We start from the raw sequence: 16,233 nt of genomic DNA on the forward strand, positions 1-16,233 counted from the left end.
CGGCGTTGCGAGGCCGACCGGGTTAGCGGGGCAGCCTGGTGCCGGTGCGACGACCCGTCAGGGTCTCGTAGAGGGCGATGAGAACGATGGCGACGCCGACTCCGATGAAGAACGGAATCCACGCGATTCCACCGTTGGCATTGTGGTAGCCGAAGTGGCTCGCAAGCGCCGAGCCGATCAGGCCGCCGACGGCGCCGATGGCCACCGTCATGAGCATGCCGACGTTCTGCTTACCCGGCATGACGAGACGCGCCACCAAACCGATGATCGCGCCCACAACGATGGCGAGGACTATCGATCCGATCATTTCCGCTCCTGTTCGTAACGGCTCCCGGGGTGGGCGCCATCTTGCACAGGTGTTCCCCGAATTCGCCGCCTCGTAACACAGTTCGGCCGGAACGGCTTTCTCAAATCCGGTCGAGCGCGCCGCCCATGGCGCGCACCGTGCTGGCGAGGTGGGCCTGCACGGCGCGCTGCGTGCGGGGCAGGTCGCCGTCGCGCAGCGCCTCGGCGATGTCGCGGTGCTCGGCGAGGATGGTCGCCACCCGGCTGGGCTCGCGGAGCGACGACTCGCCGATCATCCGCATCTGCCGGTCGCGCAGCGACGAGTAGAAGCCAGACAGGATGGCGTTTCCCGACTCCTCGAGCGTGACGGCGTGAAAGGCGCGGTCGGCCTCCACGAATCGCCGCCAGTCCGACTTCGCGGCCGCGTCGCGCTGCCGCTGCAGTTCACCCGACAACCGCTCGAACACCGCGGCGCAGGCCGCGGGCCCGCGTTCGGCAACCTTGGTGACCGCGAACTGTTCCAACACCGAACGGGCCTCGATCACCGCGCGGACCTCATCGGGCGAGACCGGCACGACCAAGGCGCCGCGCTGCGGATACAGCCGGAGCAGACCCTCGGCCTCCAGCCGCAGAAACGCCTCGCGCACCGGCGTACGCGACATTCCCAGCGCGGCGGCGACGTCGCCCTCGCTGATGAGCTCACCGCCGGGCAGGGCGCCGGTGAGGACTCGGGTCTTCACGTACTCCAGCGCGCGGTCCTTTGCGGAAGGCATCCCACCACCCCTCTTGTAGCTAAGTCGTATCCCAAGGGGGTTGACCGTACACCCCGGGAAACCGTCCGAGGGAGTCGGTTGACGCTTAGATACAAGATAGATACGATATAGGTGCAAGAAGTCACCTTCGTCGAAGGGTTTGTCCCATGACCACCAGCTCACCCACGAACACCGTGGGCACGGATCACTCAGCGGTTCCCGACCTGAACCCGACCGTTCCCGCGCCGATGATCAACGTCGCCGAATACGGCTTCGAGGGCCGCTTCGAAGACTGGGCCGATGACGCTCAGTACTTCGAATACTCCAAGGCCGCCAACCCGATCGGCTCCGGGCACGTCCCGCAGGTGCCGGTTACCCGCTTTGACCCGGAGACCTACCTCAACGAGGGAACCGGCGTCATCCCGCTCGACCTGTCGACCGAGCTGGGCATGAGGACCGGCGCGGCCACCAGTCCGGCGCTGTTGGCCAACTTCGTGCGCATCCGCCCGGGTGAGCAGGTCGAGACCAGCCCGAACGCCACCTCGCAGCTGTACTACGTGCTGTACGGACGGGGCTTCGCGGCGGTCAACGGTCACCTGGTCCAGTGGGAGAAGGGTGACTTCCTGACGTTGCCCGCCGGCACCCACTCGGTGTTCTACGGCGCCGCGGACACGGCTATGTACTGGGTGCACGACGAGCCGCTGCTGCGTTATCTGGGTGCCGAGGCGACTCAGCCGCGGTTCCGTGCGACGAAGTTCCGCCGTTCGGATGCGGTGGCCAAGCTCGAGGAGATCGCCTCCCGTCCGGGCGCCAACGAGAAGAGCCGGGTCAGCGTGCTGCTGGCCAACGCCAACCAGGAGCAGACCCTGACCATCACCCACGTGTTGTGGGCGATGTTCGGTGTGCTGCCCCCCAACCAGGTGCAGCGCCCGCACCGCCATCAGTCGGTCGCCCTGGACCTGATCCTCGACGCCCCTGAACACGGCTGCTACACGTTGCTGGGCACCCGCCTCGACGAGCGCGGCGACATCGTCGACCCCACCCGGGTGGACTGGCAGGCCGGCTGCGCATTCACCACCCCTCCGGGCATCTGGCACGCGCATTACAACGAGACCGGCCAGCCCGCGCACCTGATACCCATTCAGGACGCCGGCCTGCACACCCACCTGCGCAGCCTCGACATCAAGTTCACGCAGCGCCGCGATCTGGTGGTCGGCTGACCCGGGCCGGCCCGCGGCGACGGCGGGGCCCTGCAGCGTCGGGAATCGACGAATAGTGTGGCTGGACATGAAGCTGCCTCTGCTGGGCCCCGTGTCGCTCACCGGCTTCGAGCACGCCTGGTTCTTCCTGTTCCTGCTCGCGGTGCTGCTGGTGGTGGGCGGCTACGTCGCCCTGCTCTTCACGCGCCGCCGGCGCGTGCTCCGGTTCGCCAACATGGACGTCCTGGAGCGCGTCGCGCCGGCGCGCCCGAGCCGCTGGCGCCACCTGCCGACGGTGCTGCTCGCCGCGTCGCTGGTCCTGCTGACCACGGCGATGGCCGGCCCGACGTCCGACGTCCGCATCCCCCTCAACCGCGCCGTCGTCATGCTGGTCATCGACGTCTCGGAATCCATGGCCGCCACCGACGTGGCGCCCGACCGGCTGACCGCCGCGAAGGTGGCCGGTAAGCAGTTCGCCGACGAGCTGACGCCGGCCATCAACCTGGGCCTGGTGGAATTCGCGGCCAACGCCTCGCTGCTGGTGGCGCCGACGACCAACCGCGACGCCGTCAAGGCCGCGATCGACAGCCTCAAGCCCGCGCCGAAGACCGCGACCGGCGAGGGCATCTTCACGGCGATGCAGGCGATCGCGACCGTCGGCTCGGTGATGGGCGGAGGCGACGGCCCGCCGCCGGCGCGGATCGTGCTGGAGTCCGACGGCGCCGAGAACGTGCCGCTGGACCCGAACGCGCCCCAGGGCGCCTTCACCGCGGCCCGGGCCGCCAAGGCGCAGGGCATCCAGATTTCGACGATCTCGTTCGGCACGCCCTACGGGACCGTGGAATACCAGGGAGCCACCATCCCCGTCCCCGTCGACGACCAGACGCTGCAGAAGATCTGCGAGATCACCGACGGCCAGTCGTTCCACGCCGACAGCCTGGAATCGCTCAAGCAGGTGTACACGACCCTGCAGCACCAGATCGGCTACGAGACCGTGAAGGGAGACGCCAGCCTCGCCTGGATGCTGCTGGGCGCGGTGGTGCTGGCCGGCGCCCTGCTGGCCGGCCTGCTCCTGAACCGCAGGCTGCCCGCCTGAGCGGTCAGACCGGCAGCCGCCGGTTGATCAGCAGCCCTAGCGCCGCGGCGATCAGCGCGGCGATCACCCCCAGGCGCAGCCACCCCGCACTGCCGGGGCCCGGCACGATCCGGTAGCCGATCTCACGCTCGATGGCGTCGTAGTCCTTCTCCAGCTCACTGAGGTTGGTGGCGGTGTAGGCCTGGCCGCCGGACAGCCGGGCGATCGTCTTCATCTGGTCCGTCGACACCGGGACCGCGATCCGCTGCCGGTCCATCTCGATCTCGCCGGTCTTCGTGCCGAACGAGATCGTCGAGATCGGCACACCCTGGTCCTTGGCCAGCCGCGCCGCGGTGTAGGCGCCGTCGTGGGGGTCGTTGGGGTCCGACGGCCGGTTCTCGCCGCCGTCGGAGAGCAGCACGATGCGGGCCGGCGGGGGATGGTCGCCGCCGGTGATGGCCGAGGCCCCGATCGCGTGCAGCGCGGTGAAGATCGCCTCACCGGTCGCGGTGCTGTCGGCGAAGTCCAGCTTCTTCAGCGCGTCGATGGTGGCCTGGTGCTGCGGCGTCGGCGGCACCAGCAGGTAGGGCGTCCCGGCGAACCCCACCAGCCCGAGGTTGATGCCGGGGGTCAGCTGACCGGCGAACTGGCTGGCCGCCTGCTCGGCCGCCTTGAGCCGGTTGGGTTCGACGTCGGTGGCCCGCATGGACTGCGACATGTCGATGACCAGCATGATGACCGCGCGGTTGCGCGGGATGCGCATGTCATGGGTGGGCGTGGCCAGGGCGATCGTCAACAGGATCAGGCTGAGCAGGGACACCGCAAGGGGGACGTGCCGCCAGAGCGATTGCGGCACCTGGGCGTCGGTGAACCGCTGCAGCCGGCGCCGGCGGCGGGCCTGCACGACCACATAGAGGACCAGCAAAACCAGCGGAACCAGAGCGAACAGCAGCATCGCCGGGCGCTGGAATCCGTACAGCGGTAAGGCACCGATGCCGGGAAGCGACACGTGACTCACCCTCCCGTCCAGGCCCGTCCGAGCCGCCCCCTCGACCGACGGCGGATGCTGCCGCCAGTAAAGAGGAGACTCGACGGCCCGTCAAACGTACTAACTTCCCACCGATTCGCGACCTATTCGCGCCGGAGCCGCCCGTCGACGAACTGCTCGAGCTTCTCCCACTCCCGTACCGCCGCCGCGTACGGCGGGTTGGGCTTGGCGACCGAGTCCGGCTCGAGCACGTATGCGATGAGCTTGCCCAGCGGCCGGCTCGTCTCGAGCGCCTTATCGACCGTGCTCTCCTCGGAGTAGTCGCCGACGTCGCGGAGCAGCTCGACGGCCAGGTCGAGCTGGTCGCGGTCCACCGCGTCGGGCCCGTCGGCGAAGTCGTCGGCCAGCCCGGACAGCACGTAGATGTTGTCGTCGGTGACCTGCACGTCCAGGGAGCCGTCGGTCGCGGCGGTGCGGATGTCGTCGTAGGTGGCCAGGTCCGCCAGGTCGTGGTCGTGCTCGTCGGCGAGGTACCGGGCCAGAGCCCGCTCGGAGGTGAACACGCTGATGCGTCCGTTGCGGCCCAGGAAGATCGGCTCGTCATCCAGGTAGCAGCGCAGCGTGTAGAAGGTGCCCGAACTCGTCATGATCCGGATCGGGTCGATGCCCACCTTCAGCCAGAAGTCCTCGTCGCTGCCCAGCACCACCGCGTCGCCGGACGCGCGGGGTTCGCCCTCCTCTTCGAGGGTCTCGGCGTCTTCGGCGTCTTCGGCGTCCTCGGCGTCCTCGGCGTCTGCGGTGTCTTCGGCGTCTTCAGTGTCTTCGAGTTCGTCGTCGCCCGTCTCTTCGGGCTCTTCCGGTTCTTCCGGTTCTTCGGCAAGCTCCTCGGCGGCCTTCGCCGACAGCGCCTCGTCGACCTCGGGGGTGCTGACGATCCCCTCGATCGCGGCGAGCACGTCGTCCCAGCTGCGGTGGACGATCTCGGCGATCACATTCCACCGCTTCTGGCCTCCCTTGCCGCTGAAGTGGTCGATGCCGCCGAACACCGTGCCCAGGGCGGGATTGCCGTTGAAGAGCTTCGACACCGCGGTCAGCTCGCACACCGACCCGACGGACGACACGATGGTCAGCACCCCGGCCAGCGCGGTCACCGACTCCTCGGTCGGCTTCTCCGACACCAGCTCCTCGACGGCGACGAGGTCGAATCGCTTGTCGTCCGCGGGCTCGAAGCGGTGCGCGTGCGCCCCGGTCAGGTCCTTCCACGCCGGGTGGTCGACGAGGTCGTTGTCGGTGTCGGAGCGCACGAAGGCGACGAGGTCGGCGACCGTTTCGAAGGCATACAGATCCTCGTCCTTGCCCAGGAACGCCTCCCACTCGTCGCCGGCGTCGCGCCAGCGGGGGGCCCAGACGGTGTAGCGGTCGCCGTCGGACAGGCTCAGGCGAATGGGCACGAGGTCAGCAGCCATGCGGCACACAATAGCGACGGCCGGCGATGTGGCTCGGCGCGCCTACCCGCCCCAGATGTCGGTGATGGCGGGCGCGTTGGCCGCCAAACCGATCTTGGGCAGGCCGTACATCTGCTCCAGGGTGGACAGCACGTTGTAGTGGCTGATCTGTTCGGGGTAGGCGCCCGGCCGTACGTGCGCGCCGTAGAACACCGTCGGGATCTGATTGCGGCTCGTCGAGCTGTCGTCCTCGTCCCACGTCACGATCAGCAGGCTGTTGTTGGCCACCGCCCAGTTCGCGTACCCCGACAACTCCTGGTTCAGCCAGGCGTCGCCCTGCGGGATCGAGCCGTCGTGCATGTTGTCGTCGTTGTTGGGGATGACGAACGAGACGGTCGGCAGGCTGGCGTAGTTGCCCATCGGGAACGCCGAGAACGGCAGCGAGTCCGCGGGCGGCACGTTGCTGAAGTTGGCCCAGGGCACGTGCTTTCGCGCATATTTGCCTGCGCTGCACACCGTCGAGCCGACGGCGGGCAGGCCCTCGGCGAACCCGGCGAACGTGTACCCGGCCGCCAGCAGTTCGGAGGCCAGGTTGGGCGTGGCGCCGCCGTCGACCGGGCAGCTGTCCTTGGTGACGCCCATGGTGCTGCCGGCGAACAGCGCGAGGTAGTTCGGCTCGCTGGGGTGGGTCTCGGCGAACGACTGCGTCATCAGCGCGCCCCTGGCCGCCAGCGCGTTGAGGAAGGGCGCCGACTTGTTGCCGATGATGTTGTTCTGGGAGCGGTTCTCCTCGATGACGATCACCACGTGGGCGGCCTGCGGGACCGCGGCTGCCGCGAGCTCGATGCGCGGTGCCAGCGGGGTGGCCGCCACCCCGGCGACAACCGCCGCGGCGAGCAGCCGCCCCGCTCGGCGGGCGGTTTTGAATCGTCGTTGTGGGCGCCGCACGTCGGGAGTATATGGTCGCCCGCGGCCGCCGGACGGCACGCGCGCGAGCGTGTCAACCGACCTGGATCGGATTGTTATATAGGGTCAGAGCCCGTGGACGTACGCGTTGTTGACCACCCGCTGGCGCAGGCCCGGCTGACGACGATGCGCGACGAACGCACCGACAATGCCGGCTTTCGCGCGGCGCTGCGCGACCTGACCGCGATGCTGGTCTACGAGGCCACCCGCGACGCGGCGACGCAGACGTTCCCGATCCGCACGCCGTTGACCGACACGCCCGGTGTGCGGCTGGCCAGCCCCCCTCTGCTGGTTGCCGTGCTGCGCGCCGGTCTCGGCATGGTCGACCAGGCGCTCGCGCTGCTGCCCGGGGCGCGGGTGGGCTTCGTCGGGGTGGCCCGCGACGAGAAAACCCACCGGGCCACCGGGTATTTCGAGTCGTTGCCCGACGACCTGACCGGGGTCGCGGTCATGGTCCTCGACCCGATGCTGGCCACCGGCGGGTCGCTGATCCACACGGTCGGGCTGCTGACCGGACGGGGTGCGACGGACATTACCTTCGTGTGCGCGGTGGCGGCACCCGAAGGCATTGCAGCGCTTGGTGATTCGGCACCGAACGCGCGGCTCTTCACCGCGGCCGTCGATGAGGGGCTCAACGACATCGCCTACATCGTCCCCGGCCTCGGCGACGCGGGCGACCGCCAGTACGGGCCGCGTTAGCCGAGCAGGCCACCGGCGGCGGCGACCACATCGTCGCGCAGGGTGCGGGCCCTTTGCCGGGCGGTCTCGAGTTCGCCGTCCACCGGGCAGTGAATTTCGATGTAGCACTTCAGCTTCGGCTCGGTGCCCGAGGGTCGTACCACCACCCGGGCCGAGTCCCCTCCACTCCCGAGGACGCCGCCGGTGAAGATCAGCGCGTCGCCGATGTCGGTCATCGTCGCGTCGAACGCCGCCAACCGATCAGGCGGGGCCGCGCGCAGCCGGCTCATGATTTCGGCGGCCTCGTCGGTGTCGCCGACCCGCTTCGACACGGCCGCGACGTCGTGCACGCCGTATTGGCGGGCGAGGTCGTCGAGCGCGTCGAGCATCGAAAGGCCCCGGCGTTTCAGCGCGGCCGCGAGGTCGCACACCAAGACCGCCGCGCTGATACCGTCCTTGTCGCGCACGGCGTCCGGGTCCACGCAGTGCCCGATCGCCTCCTCGTAGGCGTACAGCAGCGTGCCACCCGCGGAGTCCGCGCGCGCCAGCCACTTGAATCCCGTGCGAGTCTCGACATGTGTCGCGCCGTGGTGCGCGGCGATCGCCGCCAGCATCCGCGACGACACCACGGTGCTGGCCACCACGGTGCCGTGGCTGGGCTCGGCGTGCGACAGGAGGTAATCACCCAGCAGCCAACCGGTTTCGTCGCCGGACAGCATCCGCCAGCCGGTGGCCGCCGGGACGCCGACCGCGCACCGGTCGGCGTCGGGGTCCAGCGCGATGGCGACGTCGGCGCCGACGTCGGCGGCCAGGGCGAGCAGTGCGTCGGTGGCGCCGGGCTCCTCGGGATTCGGGAAGGCGACGGTGGGGAAGTCGGGGTCGGGCGCGAACTGTGTCCCGACGGTGTGCACGTCGGCAAAGCCCGCGCGGCGCAGCGCTTTTTGCGCCACCGCGCCGCCCACCCCGTGCAGCGGCGTGAGCGCCACCCGCACCGATCCCGAGCCGCGCCGCACCGCGGCGGCACGCTCGATGTAGCGCTCGACCAGGTCGGTGTCGGCGAATCTGACCGGGCTACGGGTGATTTCGTCGGCCGGGGGAGCCTCGGCCATCGCGGTTTCGATCCGGCGGTCGATGGGGGAGACGATCTGGAAGCCGCCCTCGAAGTACACCTTGTAGCCGTTGTCGGCGGGCGGGTTGTGCGATGCGGTGATCTGGATGCCGGCGACGGCGCCGGTGCGCCGCACCGCGAACGCGACCACCGGGGTGGGCACCGGAAGGGGCAGCGCGAGCACGGAAAAACCCTGCGCGGCAAGGACTTCGGCCGTTGCGACGGCGAAGGACGCCGAGCCGTGCCGGGCGTCGCCTCCGACCACCACCGGCCCGCCGGCGCGATCGCCGAGCACCCGCGCCACCGCCCAGGTCGCGCGCAGGACGACGGCAACGTTCATGGCGTCGGGACCGCCCCGCACCGGGCCGCGCAACCCCGCGGTGCCGAAGGCGAGCGGGCGGGCGAACCGGGCCGCGAGTTCGGCCGGCGTGCAAGCGGCGAGCTCGGCCGCCGTCACCGGGTCTGGATCGTGGGCGATCCACTCCTCGGGAGTCATAGGGGTCAGAGCCGGGCGATGACGTCGGCCAGGAGCGTGCCCATCCGGGTGGCCGAGGCGGCCCCGGCCGCCAGCACCTCGGCATGGCTCAGCGGCTGGCCGGTGATGCCGGCGGCCAGGTTGGTCACCAAGGACACCCCGAGGACCTCGGCGCTCGCCGCCCGGGCCGCGATCGTCTCGTGCACGGTCGACATCCCGACCAGGTCGGCGCCCAGTCCCCGCAGCATCCGGACCTCGGCGGGCGTCTCGTAGTGCGGGCCGGGCAGGCCGGCGTAAACCCCCTCGGCCAGGCCCGGATCCGCCTCGAGGGCAAGCCGGCGCAGCCGCGGGGCGTACGCGTCGGTCAGGTCGATGAACTGCGGGCCCACCAGCGGCGACCGGGCGGTCAGGTTGAGGTGGTCGCTGATGAGCACCGGCTGACCGACCGCCATGTCCGGGCGCAGCCCGCCGGCCGCGTTGGTGAGCACCACGACGCGGGCGCCGGCCGCGCACGCCGCCCGCACCGGGTGCACGACGTGGCTCAAGTCGTGGCCTTCGTAGGCGTGCACCCGGCCGACCAGCACCAGCACCCGGTGCCCGCCGAGGCGAGTCGACAACAGCTCACCGGTGTGCCCGACCGCCGTGGGCGGCGCGAACCCGGGGACCTCGGCCTGGGGGAGCGCGGCGGTCTGGGAGCCGAGCGCCGCAACCGCCGGCGACCATCCGGAGCCCAGGACCACGGCGACGTCGTGCCCGTCGACCCCGGTGCGTTCGGCGATGACGTGTGCCGCCCGGCGCGCGAGGTCCAAGGGGTCGCTCACACCGGGAGCCTAGCCCGGCGACGATGCGCGCCGTGGGGCGGCGCGGGAGGAGTCGGGCGGGTCAATGTGGCCCGGCGACGATGCGCGCCGTGGGGCGGCGCGGGAGGAGTCGGGCGGGTCAATGTGGCCCGGCGACGATGCGCGCCGTGGGGCGGCGCGGGAGGAGTCGGGCGGGTCAATGTGGCCCGGCCGTTTTACAGGCCGAAGAAGCCCGACTCGTTGAAGCCCGGGTTGAAGGCGCCCGAACTTGGGCCTCCGGTGTTCCCGATCCCCGAGTGGATGCCGTCACCCGAGTTGAAGAAGCCCGAGTCCTCGGGGCCTGCACCGGAATTGAAGAAGCCGGCGTGGTTGCCCCCGTCGCCGGAGTTGCCGATACCGGTGTTGCCGCCGCCGCTGCCGGAGTTGAAGATCCCCGCGTTGGCACCCCCGCTGCCCGAGTTGTAGAACCCGGAGCTACCGCGCGTGCTCCCGGAGTTGCCGAGGCCGGACGTGTCGTCGCCGCTATTGAAGAAGCCCGAGTTTCCGGTGCCGGTGTTGCCGAACCCCGAGTTGAGGACGGGTTGGGTGACCGAACTGCCGATACCCGTGTTCAGTCCGCCGGAGTTGAACAGACCGGTGTTGGTGTCGCCCGCGTTGCCGATCCCGGTGTTGAAGCTGCCGGCGTTCCCATAGCCGGTGTTGTAGCCCCCGGAGTTGAAACTGCCGGAGTTCGAATAGCCGGCGTTGAAGTCGCCGAAGTTGAAGTTGCCGGCGTTGCCGAAGCCGACGTTGTTGAAGCCGCCGTTGCCGAAGCCGGTGTTCTCGCCGTCGCTGAAGCCGAGCCCCGCCATCGCGTCATAGCCCGCGTTGCCGATGCCGGTGTCACCCCCACCCGAGTTGCCGAATCCGGTGGCGAGCTGGCCGGAGTTGAACCAGCCGGTGGCCAAGTTCCCCGAGTTGCCGATGCCGAAGGTGCCGTTGCCGGAGTTGAAGAACCCGATGTTGTTGTTGCCGGAGTTGAACAGGCCGATGTTCCCGCTGCCCGAATTGAAGCCGCCGAAGCCGATCTGGTGGTCGCCGGTCAGCCCGAAGCCGATGTTGCCGTTGCCGGTGTTGCCGAACCCGATGTTGCCGATTCCCGTGTTGCCCAGGCCCCAGTTATTGTTGCCGCTGTTGCCGAAGCCCACATTGCCGAAGCCGGCGGACCCGTCCGGGCCCGAGTTTCCGGCGCCGATGTTCCCGATGCCGACGTTGCCGGCCCCGATGTTCTGGCTGCCGAGGTTGCCGATGCCGACGTTCCCGTTGCCCGCCGTACCGGCGATGCCGGCGTTGCCGAAGCCGACGTTGTTGTTGCCCACGTTGCCGCCGCCGACGTTGTTGCTGGACGTGACGCCGAGGTACGAGCTGCCGTTACCGATCCCGATATTGGAGTTACCGAAGTTGCCGTTGCCGACGTTGCCGTTGCCGGTGTTGCCGCTGCCGACGTTGCCGTTGCCGGTGTTGCCGTTGCCGACGTTGCCGTTGCCGGTGTTGCCGCTGCCCGCATTGGAGCCGCCGGTATTGCCCACGCCGAAGTTGAGGTTCCCGAGCCCCAGCTGGGCCGGCACGCCCTGCGCCGCGGTCATCCACGACGACAACTGCCCCGCCGCCGCGGAGGCGTCCGCGTGATACCCGGACATGGCCGCGACGTCCTGGGCCCACAGCTCCTCGTAGTGGGCCTCGACGGCGGCTATCGCCGGGGCGTTCTGCCCAAATAGGTTGGACACCACCAGCGAGACCAACTGGCCGCGATTGGCGGCCACGGCGCCCGGGTGCACGGTGGCGGCGAACGCCGCCTCGAACGCCGAGGCCGCCGCCCTGGCCTGAGCCGCGGCCCCCTGGGCGTGCGTCCCCGCGGCGCTCAACCACCCCGCATAAGGCGCGGCCGCCGCGGCCATGGCCGCCGACGCCGGGCCCTGCCAGGACCCGCTCGCCAGCCCCGACGTCACCGCCGAGAACGACGAGGCCGCGGCGTGCAGTTCGGCGCCGAGCCCCTCCCAGGCGGCGGCCGCCGCCTGCATCGGACCCGACCCGGCGCCGGCATACATCAGCGCGGAGTTGATCTCCGGCGGCCACACCAAAAAACTCATCTCGCGTCCCTTTCTCCGCGCCTACGTCGTCGAAACATTAACGGCGAATCGGGTCGCGCTTCCGGGGTTTGATGGCGATCGGCCGAACGTTGCGCAAACTCGTTGCATCGACACCTCGGCCGAGTGGGCGCTCGGCCACGGGATGCTGGCACGGGCAGCGGGTCCGTTGCCGGCAGCCTCGGCTCGGCTGGCGGGCGCCTCGGGGCCGGACGCAAGCCGACGGCGCGGGCCGGCATATGTGAGGATCTGCCGCATGGGATTTCGGAGCTGGCCGGTCGTCGGCCTGGTCGCCGCCGTGGCGGTTTCGGTGGTCGCGCTGGCCGGCGGTGCGGCGCCGACCGCGCGCGCGGACTGCCCCAACGTTCAACTCATCTTCGCCCGCGGCACCGCCGAGCCGCCCGGCCTGGGGGCCGAGGGCGACGCGCTGCTCGCCGCGCTGCAGTCCGCCCTCGGCTCGCGCACCGTGGAGGCCTACCCGGTGAACTACCCGGCCAGCTACAACTTCCTGACGACCGCCGACGCGGCCAACGACGCGCGCGACCACATCGCGCAGATGGTCGACCAGTGCCCTTCGACGCGGCTGGTGCTCGGCGGCTTCTCGCAGGGCGCCGCGGCGGTCTCGATGCTGGCGGATGTGCCGCCGCTGGGCAACACCATCGGCAACTTCGGCTCGGCTCCGCCGCTGGACCCCGGCCTGGCCGGCAAGGTCTCGGCGGTCGCGGTGTTCGGCAACCCCGGCAACCGCTTCGGCACGCCCCTCTCGTCGACGGGTCTGTTCGCCGGCCGCGCCATCGACCTCTGCAGCCCGGGCGACCCCATCTGCGTCGTCGGCGGCCGCGACCGTGACGCGCATCACGACTACGACGCGCCGCCCTACCCGGGCCAGGCGGCATCCTTCATCGCCGGACTGGTGTAGGACGGAGCCGCCGGGCCGGGGAATGCTTAGGTGGGATACTGCAAGGATGCCCACGGCCACCCCACTGGACAGCGCCGAACACGTGGTGCGGCGACGCGGTGGCGACCTCGTCGAGTTGTCCCACGCCATCCACGCCGAACCCGAGCTCGCGTTCGCCGAGCACCGCAGCTGCGCCAAGGCGCGGGCGCTGGTCGCCGAACGCGGTTTCGAGGTCACCGCGCAGGCCGGCGGCCTCGACACCGCCTTCCGCGCCGACTTCGGCAGCGGGCCGCTGGTGATCGGGGTGTGCGCCGAATACGACGCGCTGCCCGAGATCGGACACGCCTGCGGGCACAACATCATCGCCGCGTCGGCGGTGGGCGCCGCGCTGGCGCTGGCGGAGGTTGCCGACGAGCTGGGCCTGCGGGTCGCCCTGATCGGCACTCCCGCCGAGGAGGCCGGCGGCGGCAAGGCGCTGCTGCTGGACGCCGGGGTGTTCGACGACGTCGCGGCGGCGGTCATGGTGCACCCGGGGCCCGCCGACATCGCCGCGGCGCACTCGCTGGCGTTGTCGGAAGCGGACGTCGACTACCGTGGCAAGGAGTCGCACGCGGCCGTCGCGCCGCACCAGGGCATCAACGCCGCCGACGCCGTGACCGTGGCACAGGTGGCCGTCGGGCTCCTGCGGCAGCAGCTCGCGCCGGGCCAGATGGTGCACGGCATCGTCACCAACGGCGGGCAGGCGGTCAACGTCATCCCGGGGCACGCGAGCCTGCAGTACGCGATGCGGGCGGTCGAATCGGAGTCGCTGCGAGAGCTGGAGGGCCGGATGTACGCGTGTTTTGCCGCGGGCGCCCTGGCCACCGGCTGCGAGTACGAAATTCGCAATCCGGCACCCACCTACGACGAGCTCAAGCCCGACCCCTGGCTGGCCGGCGTCTTCCGAGAGGAGATGCGCCGCCTGGGGCGCGAGCCGGTCGCGGCCGAGTACGAGTCGGCGCTGCCGCTGGGCAGCACCGACATGGGCAACGTGACGCAGGTGCTGCCGGGGATCCACCCGGTCATCGGGGTCGATGCCGGCGGCGCCATGGTCCACCAGCGGGCCTTCGCGGCCGCCGCGGCCGGGCCCAGCGCCGACCGGGCCGTCGTCGAAGGCGCGATCATGTTGGCGCGCACGGTGGTCCACCTCGCTCAGAACCCCGCCGAACGCGACCGCGTGCTGGCCGCCCGCGAACGCCGGGGGCATGCGTGAGCCTCGCCGAAGCCGCCGAATCGTGGTTGGCCGCCCACGCCGACGACCTGGTCGAATGGCGCCGGCACATTCACCGCTACCCCGAGCTGGGCCGGCAGGAATACGCCACCACGCAGTTCGTCGCCGAGCGCCTGGCCGACGCGGGCCTGAACCCGAAGGTGCTGCCCGGCGGCACCGGGCTCGTCTGCGACCTCGGTCCCGAGGGGGAGCCGAGGATCGCCCTGCGGGCCGACATCGACGCCCTGCCCATGGCCGAGCGGACCGGCGCGCCGTACGCGTCGACGATGCCCAACGTCACCCACGCCTGCGGCCATGACGCGCACACGGCGATCCTGCTCGGCACCGCGCTGGCCCTGGCGTCGGCGCCCGAGCTGCCGGTCGGGGTGCGGCTGCTTTTTCAGGCCGCCGAGGAGCTGATGCCCGGTGGGGCGATCGACGCCATCGCCGCCGGGGCGATCACCGGGGTGTCGCGAATCTTCGCCCTGCACTGTGACCCCCGGCTCGAGGTCGGCAAGGTCGCGGTCCGGCACGGCCCCATCACTTCGGCGGCCGACTCGATCGAGATCCGGCTGTATTCGCCCGGCGGGCACACGTCGCGTCCGCACCTGACCGCCGACCTGGTCTACGGGCTGGGCACGCTGATCACCGGGCTGCCCGGGGTGCTGTCGCGCCGCCTGGACCCGCGCAACGGCACGGTCCTGGTCTGGGGCGCGGTGAACGCCGGCGTGGCCGCCAACGCCATTCCCCAGACCGGCGTCCTGTGCGGCACGGTGCGCACCGCCAGCCGGCACACCTGGCTCGAGCTGGAGGGGATCATCCGCGAGTCCGTCTCCGCGATGCTGTCGCCGCTGCACATCGAGCACACGCTGCAGTACCACCGCGGCGTGCCGCCGGTGGTCAACGAGGACGTGTCCACCCGCATCCTCACCCACGCGATCGAGGCCTCCGGTCCCGACGCGCTGGCCGACACCCGGCAGTCGGGCGGCGGGGAGGACTTCTCCTGGTACCTCGAGGAGATTCCCGGCGCCATGGCGCGGCTGGGCGTGTGGCCCGGGGATGGCCCGCAGCTGGACCTGCACCAGCCGAACTTCGACCTGGACGAGCGGGCCCTGGCGATCGGCGTGCGCGTGATGGTCAACATCATCGAGCAGGCGGCGCTCTTCTAGCTGTCGTGACCTGACACGTTGTTGTCAGGCAGCGAGTCGGCTGATCGGTGGTTGTCCGCCGAGGGCGGAGTGGCCTCGTCGAGTGTTGTAGTGGCGAAGGAATTGGTCAAGGCCGCGTCTGCGCAGGGTGTTGTTGGTCCAGGGGCGGGCGTAGGCCCATTCGTTGAGCAGGGTGCGGTTGAAACGTTCTGCTTTGCCGTTGGTCCAGGGACAGCCGGGTTGGGTGAATCGGCGTTTGAGTTGCCAGGCCGAACAAACCCAGCCCCAGTCGGTGCCGCGTCGGTAGACCAATGCGTTGTCGGTCAGTAGCCGACGCACGCGCACGCCGTGGGCGGTGAACCAGGCCAGTGCCCGGTGGAGAAACCCAGCGCACGTCGGGTCCTTCTCATCGGGGAGCACTTCGCTGTAGGCCAGCCGGGTGTAGTCATCGATGGCAGTGTGGACGTAGTCGTAGCCGATCTTGGTCTTCTTGTGCCGGTGGGCTACTGAGACCGCGGCGTGGCGGCCGTGCAGCCGCCACCCACCACCGGGGGGATGCGGCCGAGCTTTTTGACGTCGACATGAACCATGGCCCCCGGCGTGGGGTGTTCGTAGCGGTTGGGGCTGCGTCGAGAGCAGCGCACCGCCTCGCCGGTGATCGGGTCGATCGCACTCAGATGCGGCATCTGGTGGCGCGCCAGGATCCGCCCAACCGTCGAAGGAGTCAGACCGAGTTCGGCGGCCAGCACCACAGCGCCGCGCTTACGGCGTCGGCGGGCGGCGAGCACCTTCTGCTCGACCTGATAGCTCGTGCGGTTGGGCATCCGGATCGGCCGTGACGAACGGTCGGCCAACGCAGGATTGCCGCCCTGGGCATATCGGCGCAGCCACTTGTACACCGTTGCCCGCGAAATCCCCAGTTGCTCAGCCACACGCGCGGCCGGCCACCCAGCGGCGACACGCTCAACGATCAACCGACGAGCGAACACATTGGTACGGGCGTTAGCGTGAGACACAAGGACCTCCTACGGGTGAATGCCA

Annotated in this window: 14 protein-coding genes and 1 pseudogene; 6 read left to right on the top strand and 9 right to left on the bottom strand. The window is 70.3% G+C overall.

Translation table 11 applies throughout. The annotated features are described in order from the left end of the window. Positions 1 to 22 precede the first annotated feature (22 nt). Positions 23 to 307, bottom strand: coding sequence for a GlsB/YeaQ/YmgE family stress response membrane protein (locus G6N56_RS23435; RefSeq protein WP_085253645.1), 285 nt, complete (start codon positions 305 to 307; stop codon positions 23 to 25). Positions 308 to 407: 100 nt separating this feature from the next. Beyond that, positions 408 to 1,058: a GntR family transcriptional regulator gene (locus G6N56_RS23440; RefSeq protein WP_085253644.1), complete on the bottom strand. Its 651-nt coding sequence runs from the start codon at positions 1,056 to 1,058 to the stop codon at positions 408 to 410. Positions 1,059 to 1,204: 146 nt separating this feature from the next. Between G6N56_RS23440 and G6N56_RS23445 the strand changes: the two genes are divergently transcribed. Together G6N56_RS23445 and G6N56_RS23450 are read left to right on the top strand one after the other, a co-directional pair. After that, entirely contained in the window at positions 1,205 to 2,257 is a 1,053-nt protein-coding gene (locus G6N56_RS23445) for a cupin (protein WP_085253643.1), read from the top strand. A 67-nt stretch (positions 2,258 to 2,324) separates the two neighbouring features. Beyond that, positions 2,325 to 3,332, top strand: a complete 1,008-nt coding sequence (locus tag G6N56_RS23450) for a VWA domain-containing protein (RefSeq protein ID WP_085253674.1) — start codon at positions 2,325 to 2,327, stop codon at positions 3,330 to 3,332. A 4-nt stretch (positions 3,333 to 3,336) separates the two neighbouring features. On the opposite strand, the gene G6N56_RS23455 is transcribed toward G6N56_RS23450, so the two are convergent. From G6N56_RS23455 to G6N56_RS23465, 3 genes are all read right to left on the bottom strand, one after another. Then, positions 3,337 to 4,320 (bottom strand): VWA domain-containing protein, encoded by a 984-nt coding sequence (locus tag G6N56_RS23455; protein ID WP_085253642.1) that lies wholly within the window; start codon positions 4,318 to 4,320, stop codon positions 3,337 to 3,339. A gap of 122 nt (positions 4,321 to 4,442) precedes the next feature. Further along, entirely contained in the window at positions 4,443 to 5,765 is a 1,323-nt protein-coding gene (gene satS / locus G6N56_RS23460; protein WP_085253641.1) for a protein export chaperone SatS, read from the bottom strand. Positions 5,766 to 5,807: 42 nt separating this feature from the next. Next, on the bottom strand, positions 5,808 to 6,644 hold the full coding sequence (locus G6N56_RS23465) for an alkaline phosphatase family protein (protein WP_085253673.1): 837 nt from the start codon (positions 6,642 to 6,644) through the stop codon (positions 5,808 to 5,810). Positions 6,645 to 6,785: 141 nt separating this feature from the next. Between G6N56_RS23465 and upp the strand changes: the two genes are divergently transcribed. Beyond that, positions 6,786 to 7,409 (top strand): uracil phosphoribosyltransferase, encoded by a 624-nt coding sequence (gene upp, locus G6N56_RS23470; protein WP_085253640.1) that lies wholly within the window; start codon positions 6,786 to 6,788, stop codon positions 7,407 to 7,409. Here the strand turns inward: upp and G6N56_RS23475 are convergent. The 3 genes from G6N56_RS23475 to G6N56_RS23485 all read right to left on the bottom strand — a co-directional run bounded on the left by G6N56_RS23475 (position 7,406) and on the right by G6N56_RS23485 (position 11,900). Continuing rightward, positions 7,406 to 8,992, bottom strand: a complete 1,587-nt coding sequence (locus G6N56_RS23475) for a phospho-sugar mutase (RefSeq protein ID WP_085253639.1) — start codon at positions 8,990 to 8,992, stop codon at positions 7,406 to 7,408. The genes upp and G6N56_RS23475 overlap by 4 nt on opposite strands. A gap of 5 nt (positions 8,993 to 8,997) precedes the next feature. Continuing rightward, positions 8,998 to 9,792 (bottom strand): purine-nucleoside phosphorylase, encoded by a 795-nt coding sequence (locus G6N56_RS23480; protein WP_085253638.1) that lies wholly within the window; start codon positions 9,790 to 9,792, stop codon positions 8,998 to 9,000. Between the two features lie 194 nt (positions 9,793 to 9,986). Further along, positions 9,987 to 11,900, bottom strand: a complete 1,914-nt coding sequence (locus tag G6N56_RS23485; RefSeq protein WP_085253637.1) for a PPE family protein — start codon at positions 11,898 to 11,900, stop codon at positions 9,987 to 9,989. Between the two features lie 253 nt (positions 11,901 to 12,153). On the opposite strand from G6N56_RS23485, the gene G6N56_RS23490 reads away from it, so the two are divergent. The 3 genes from G6N56_RS23490 to G6N56_RS23500 are packed head-to-tail and all read left to right on the top strand — an operon-like array spanning position 12,154 to position 15,213. Beyond that, positions 12,154 to 12,816: a cutinase family protein gene (locus tag G6N56_RS23490; RefSeq protein ID WP_085253636.1), complete on the top strand. Its 663-nt coding sequence runs from the start codon at positions 12,154 to 12,156 to the stop codon at positions 12,814 to 12,816. Between the two features lie 46 nt (positions 12,817 to 12,862). Beyond that, on the top strand, positions 12,863 to 14,047 hold the full coding sequence (locus tag G6N56_RS23495; protein ID WP_085253635.1) for a M20 family metallopeptidase: 1,185 nt from the start codon (positions 12,863 to 12,865) through the stop codon (positions 14,045 to 14,047). Next, positions 14,044 to 15,213: an amidohydrolase gene (locus G6N56_RS23500; protein WP_085253634.1), complete on the top strand. Its 1,170-nt coding sequence runs from the start codon at positions 14,044 to 14,046 to the stop codon at positions 15,211 to 15,213. Before G6N56_RS23495 ends, G6N56_RS23500 begins: the two co-directional genes overlap by 4 nt. A gap of 24 nt (positions 15,214 to 15,237) precedes the next feature. On the opposite strand, the pseudogene G6N56_RS23505 reads toward G6N56_RS23500, so the two are convergent. Beyond that, positions 15,238 to 16,208: pseudogene (locus tag G6N56_RS23505) on the bottom strand (IS481 family transposase). Between the last annotated feature and the right edge of the window lie 25 nt (positions 16,209 to 16,233).

The organism is Mycobacterium saskatchewanense (assembly GCF_010729105.1).
Lineage (GTDB): Bacteria > Actinomycetota > Actinomycetes > Mycobacteriales > Mycobacteriaceae > Mycobacterium > Mycobacterium saskatchewanense.

What these genes read in the sequence shown, in the direction of transcription:
- G6N56_RS23435 (WP_085253645.1), bottom strand. Translation starts at nt 307, where the DNA reads ATGATCGGATCGATAGTCCTCGCCATCGTTGTGGGCGCGATCATCGGT.
- G6N56_RS23440 (WP_085253644.1), bottom strand. Translation starts at nt 1,058, where the DNA reads ATGCCTTCCGCAAAGGACCGCGCGCTGGAGTACGTGAAGACCCGAGTC.
- G6N56_RS23445 (WP_085253643.1), top strand. Translation starts at nt 1,205, where the DNA reads ATGACCACCAGCTCACCCACGAACACCGTGGGCACGGATCACTCAGCG.
- G6N56_RS23450 (WP_085253674.1), top strand. Translation starts at nt 2,325, where the DNA reads ATGAAGCTGCCTCTGCTGGGCCCCGTGTCGCTCACCGGCTTCGAGCAC.
- satS (WP_085253641.1), bottom strand. Translation starts at nt 5,765, where the DNA reads ATGGCTGCTGACCTCGTGCCCATTCGCCTGAGCCTGTCCGACGGCGAC.
- G6N56_RS23475 (WP_085253639.1), bottom strand. Translation starts at nt 8,992, where the DNA reads ATGACTCCCGAGGAGTGGATCGCCCACGATCCAGACCCGGTGACGGCG.
- G6N56_RS23485 (WP_085253637.1), bottom strand. Translation starts at nt 11,900, where the DNA reads ATGAGTTTTTTGGTGTGGCCGCCGGAGATCAACTCCGCGCTGATGTAT.
- G6N56_RS23490 (WP_085253636.1), top strand. Translation starts at nt 12,154, where the DNA reads ATGGGATTTCGGAGCTGGCCGGTCGTCGGCCTGGTCGCCGCCGTGGCG.
- G6N56_RS23495 (WP_085253635.1), top strand. Translation starts at nt 12,863, where the DNA reads ATGCCCACGGCCACCCCACTGGACAGCGCCGAACACGTGGTGCGGCGA.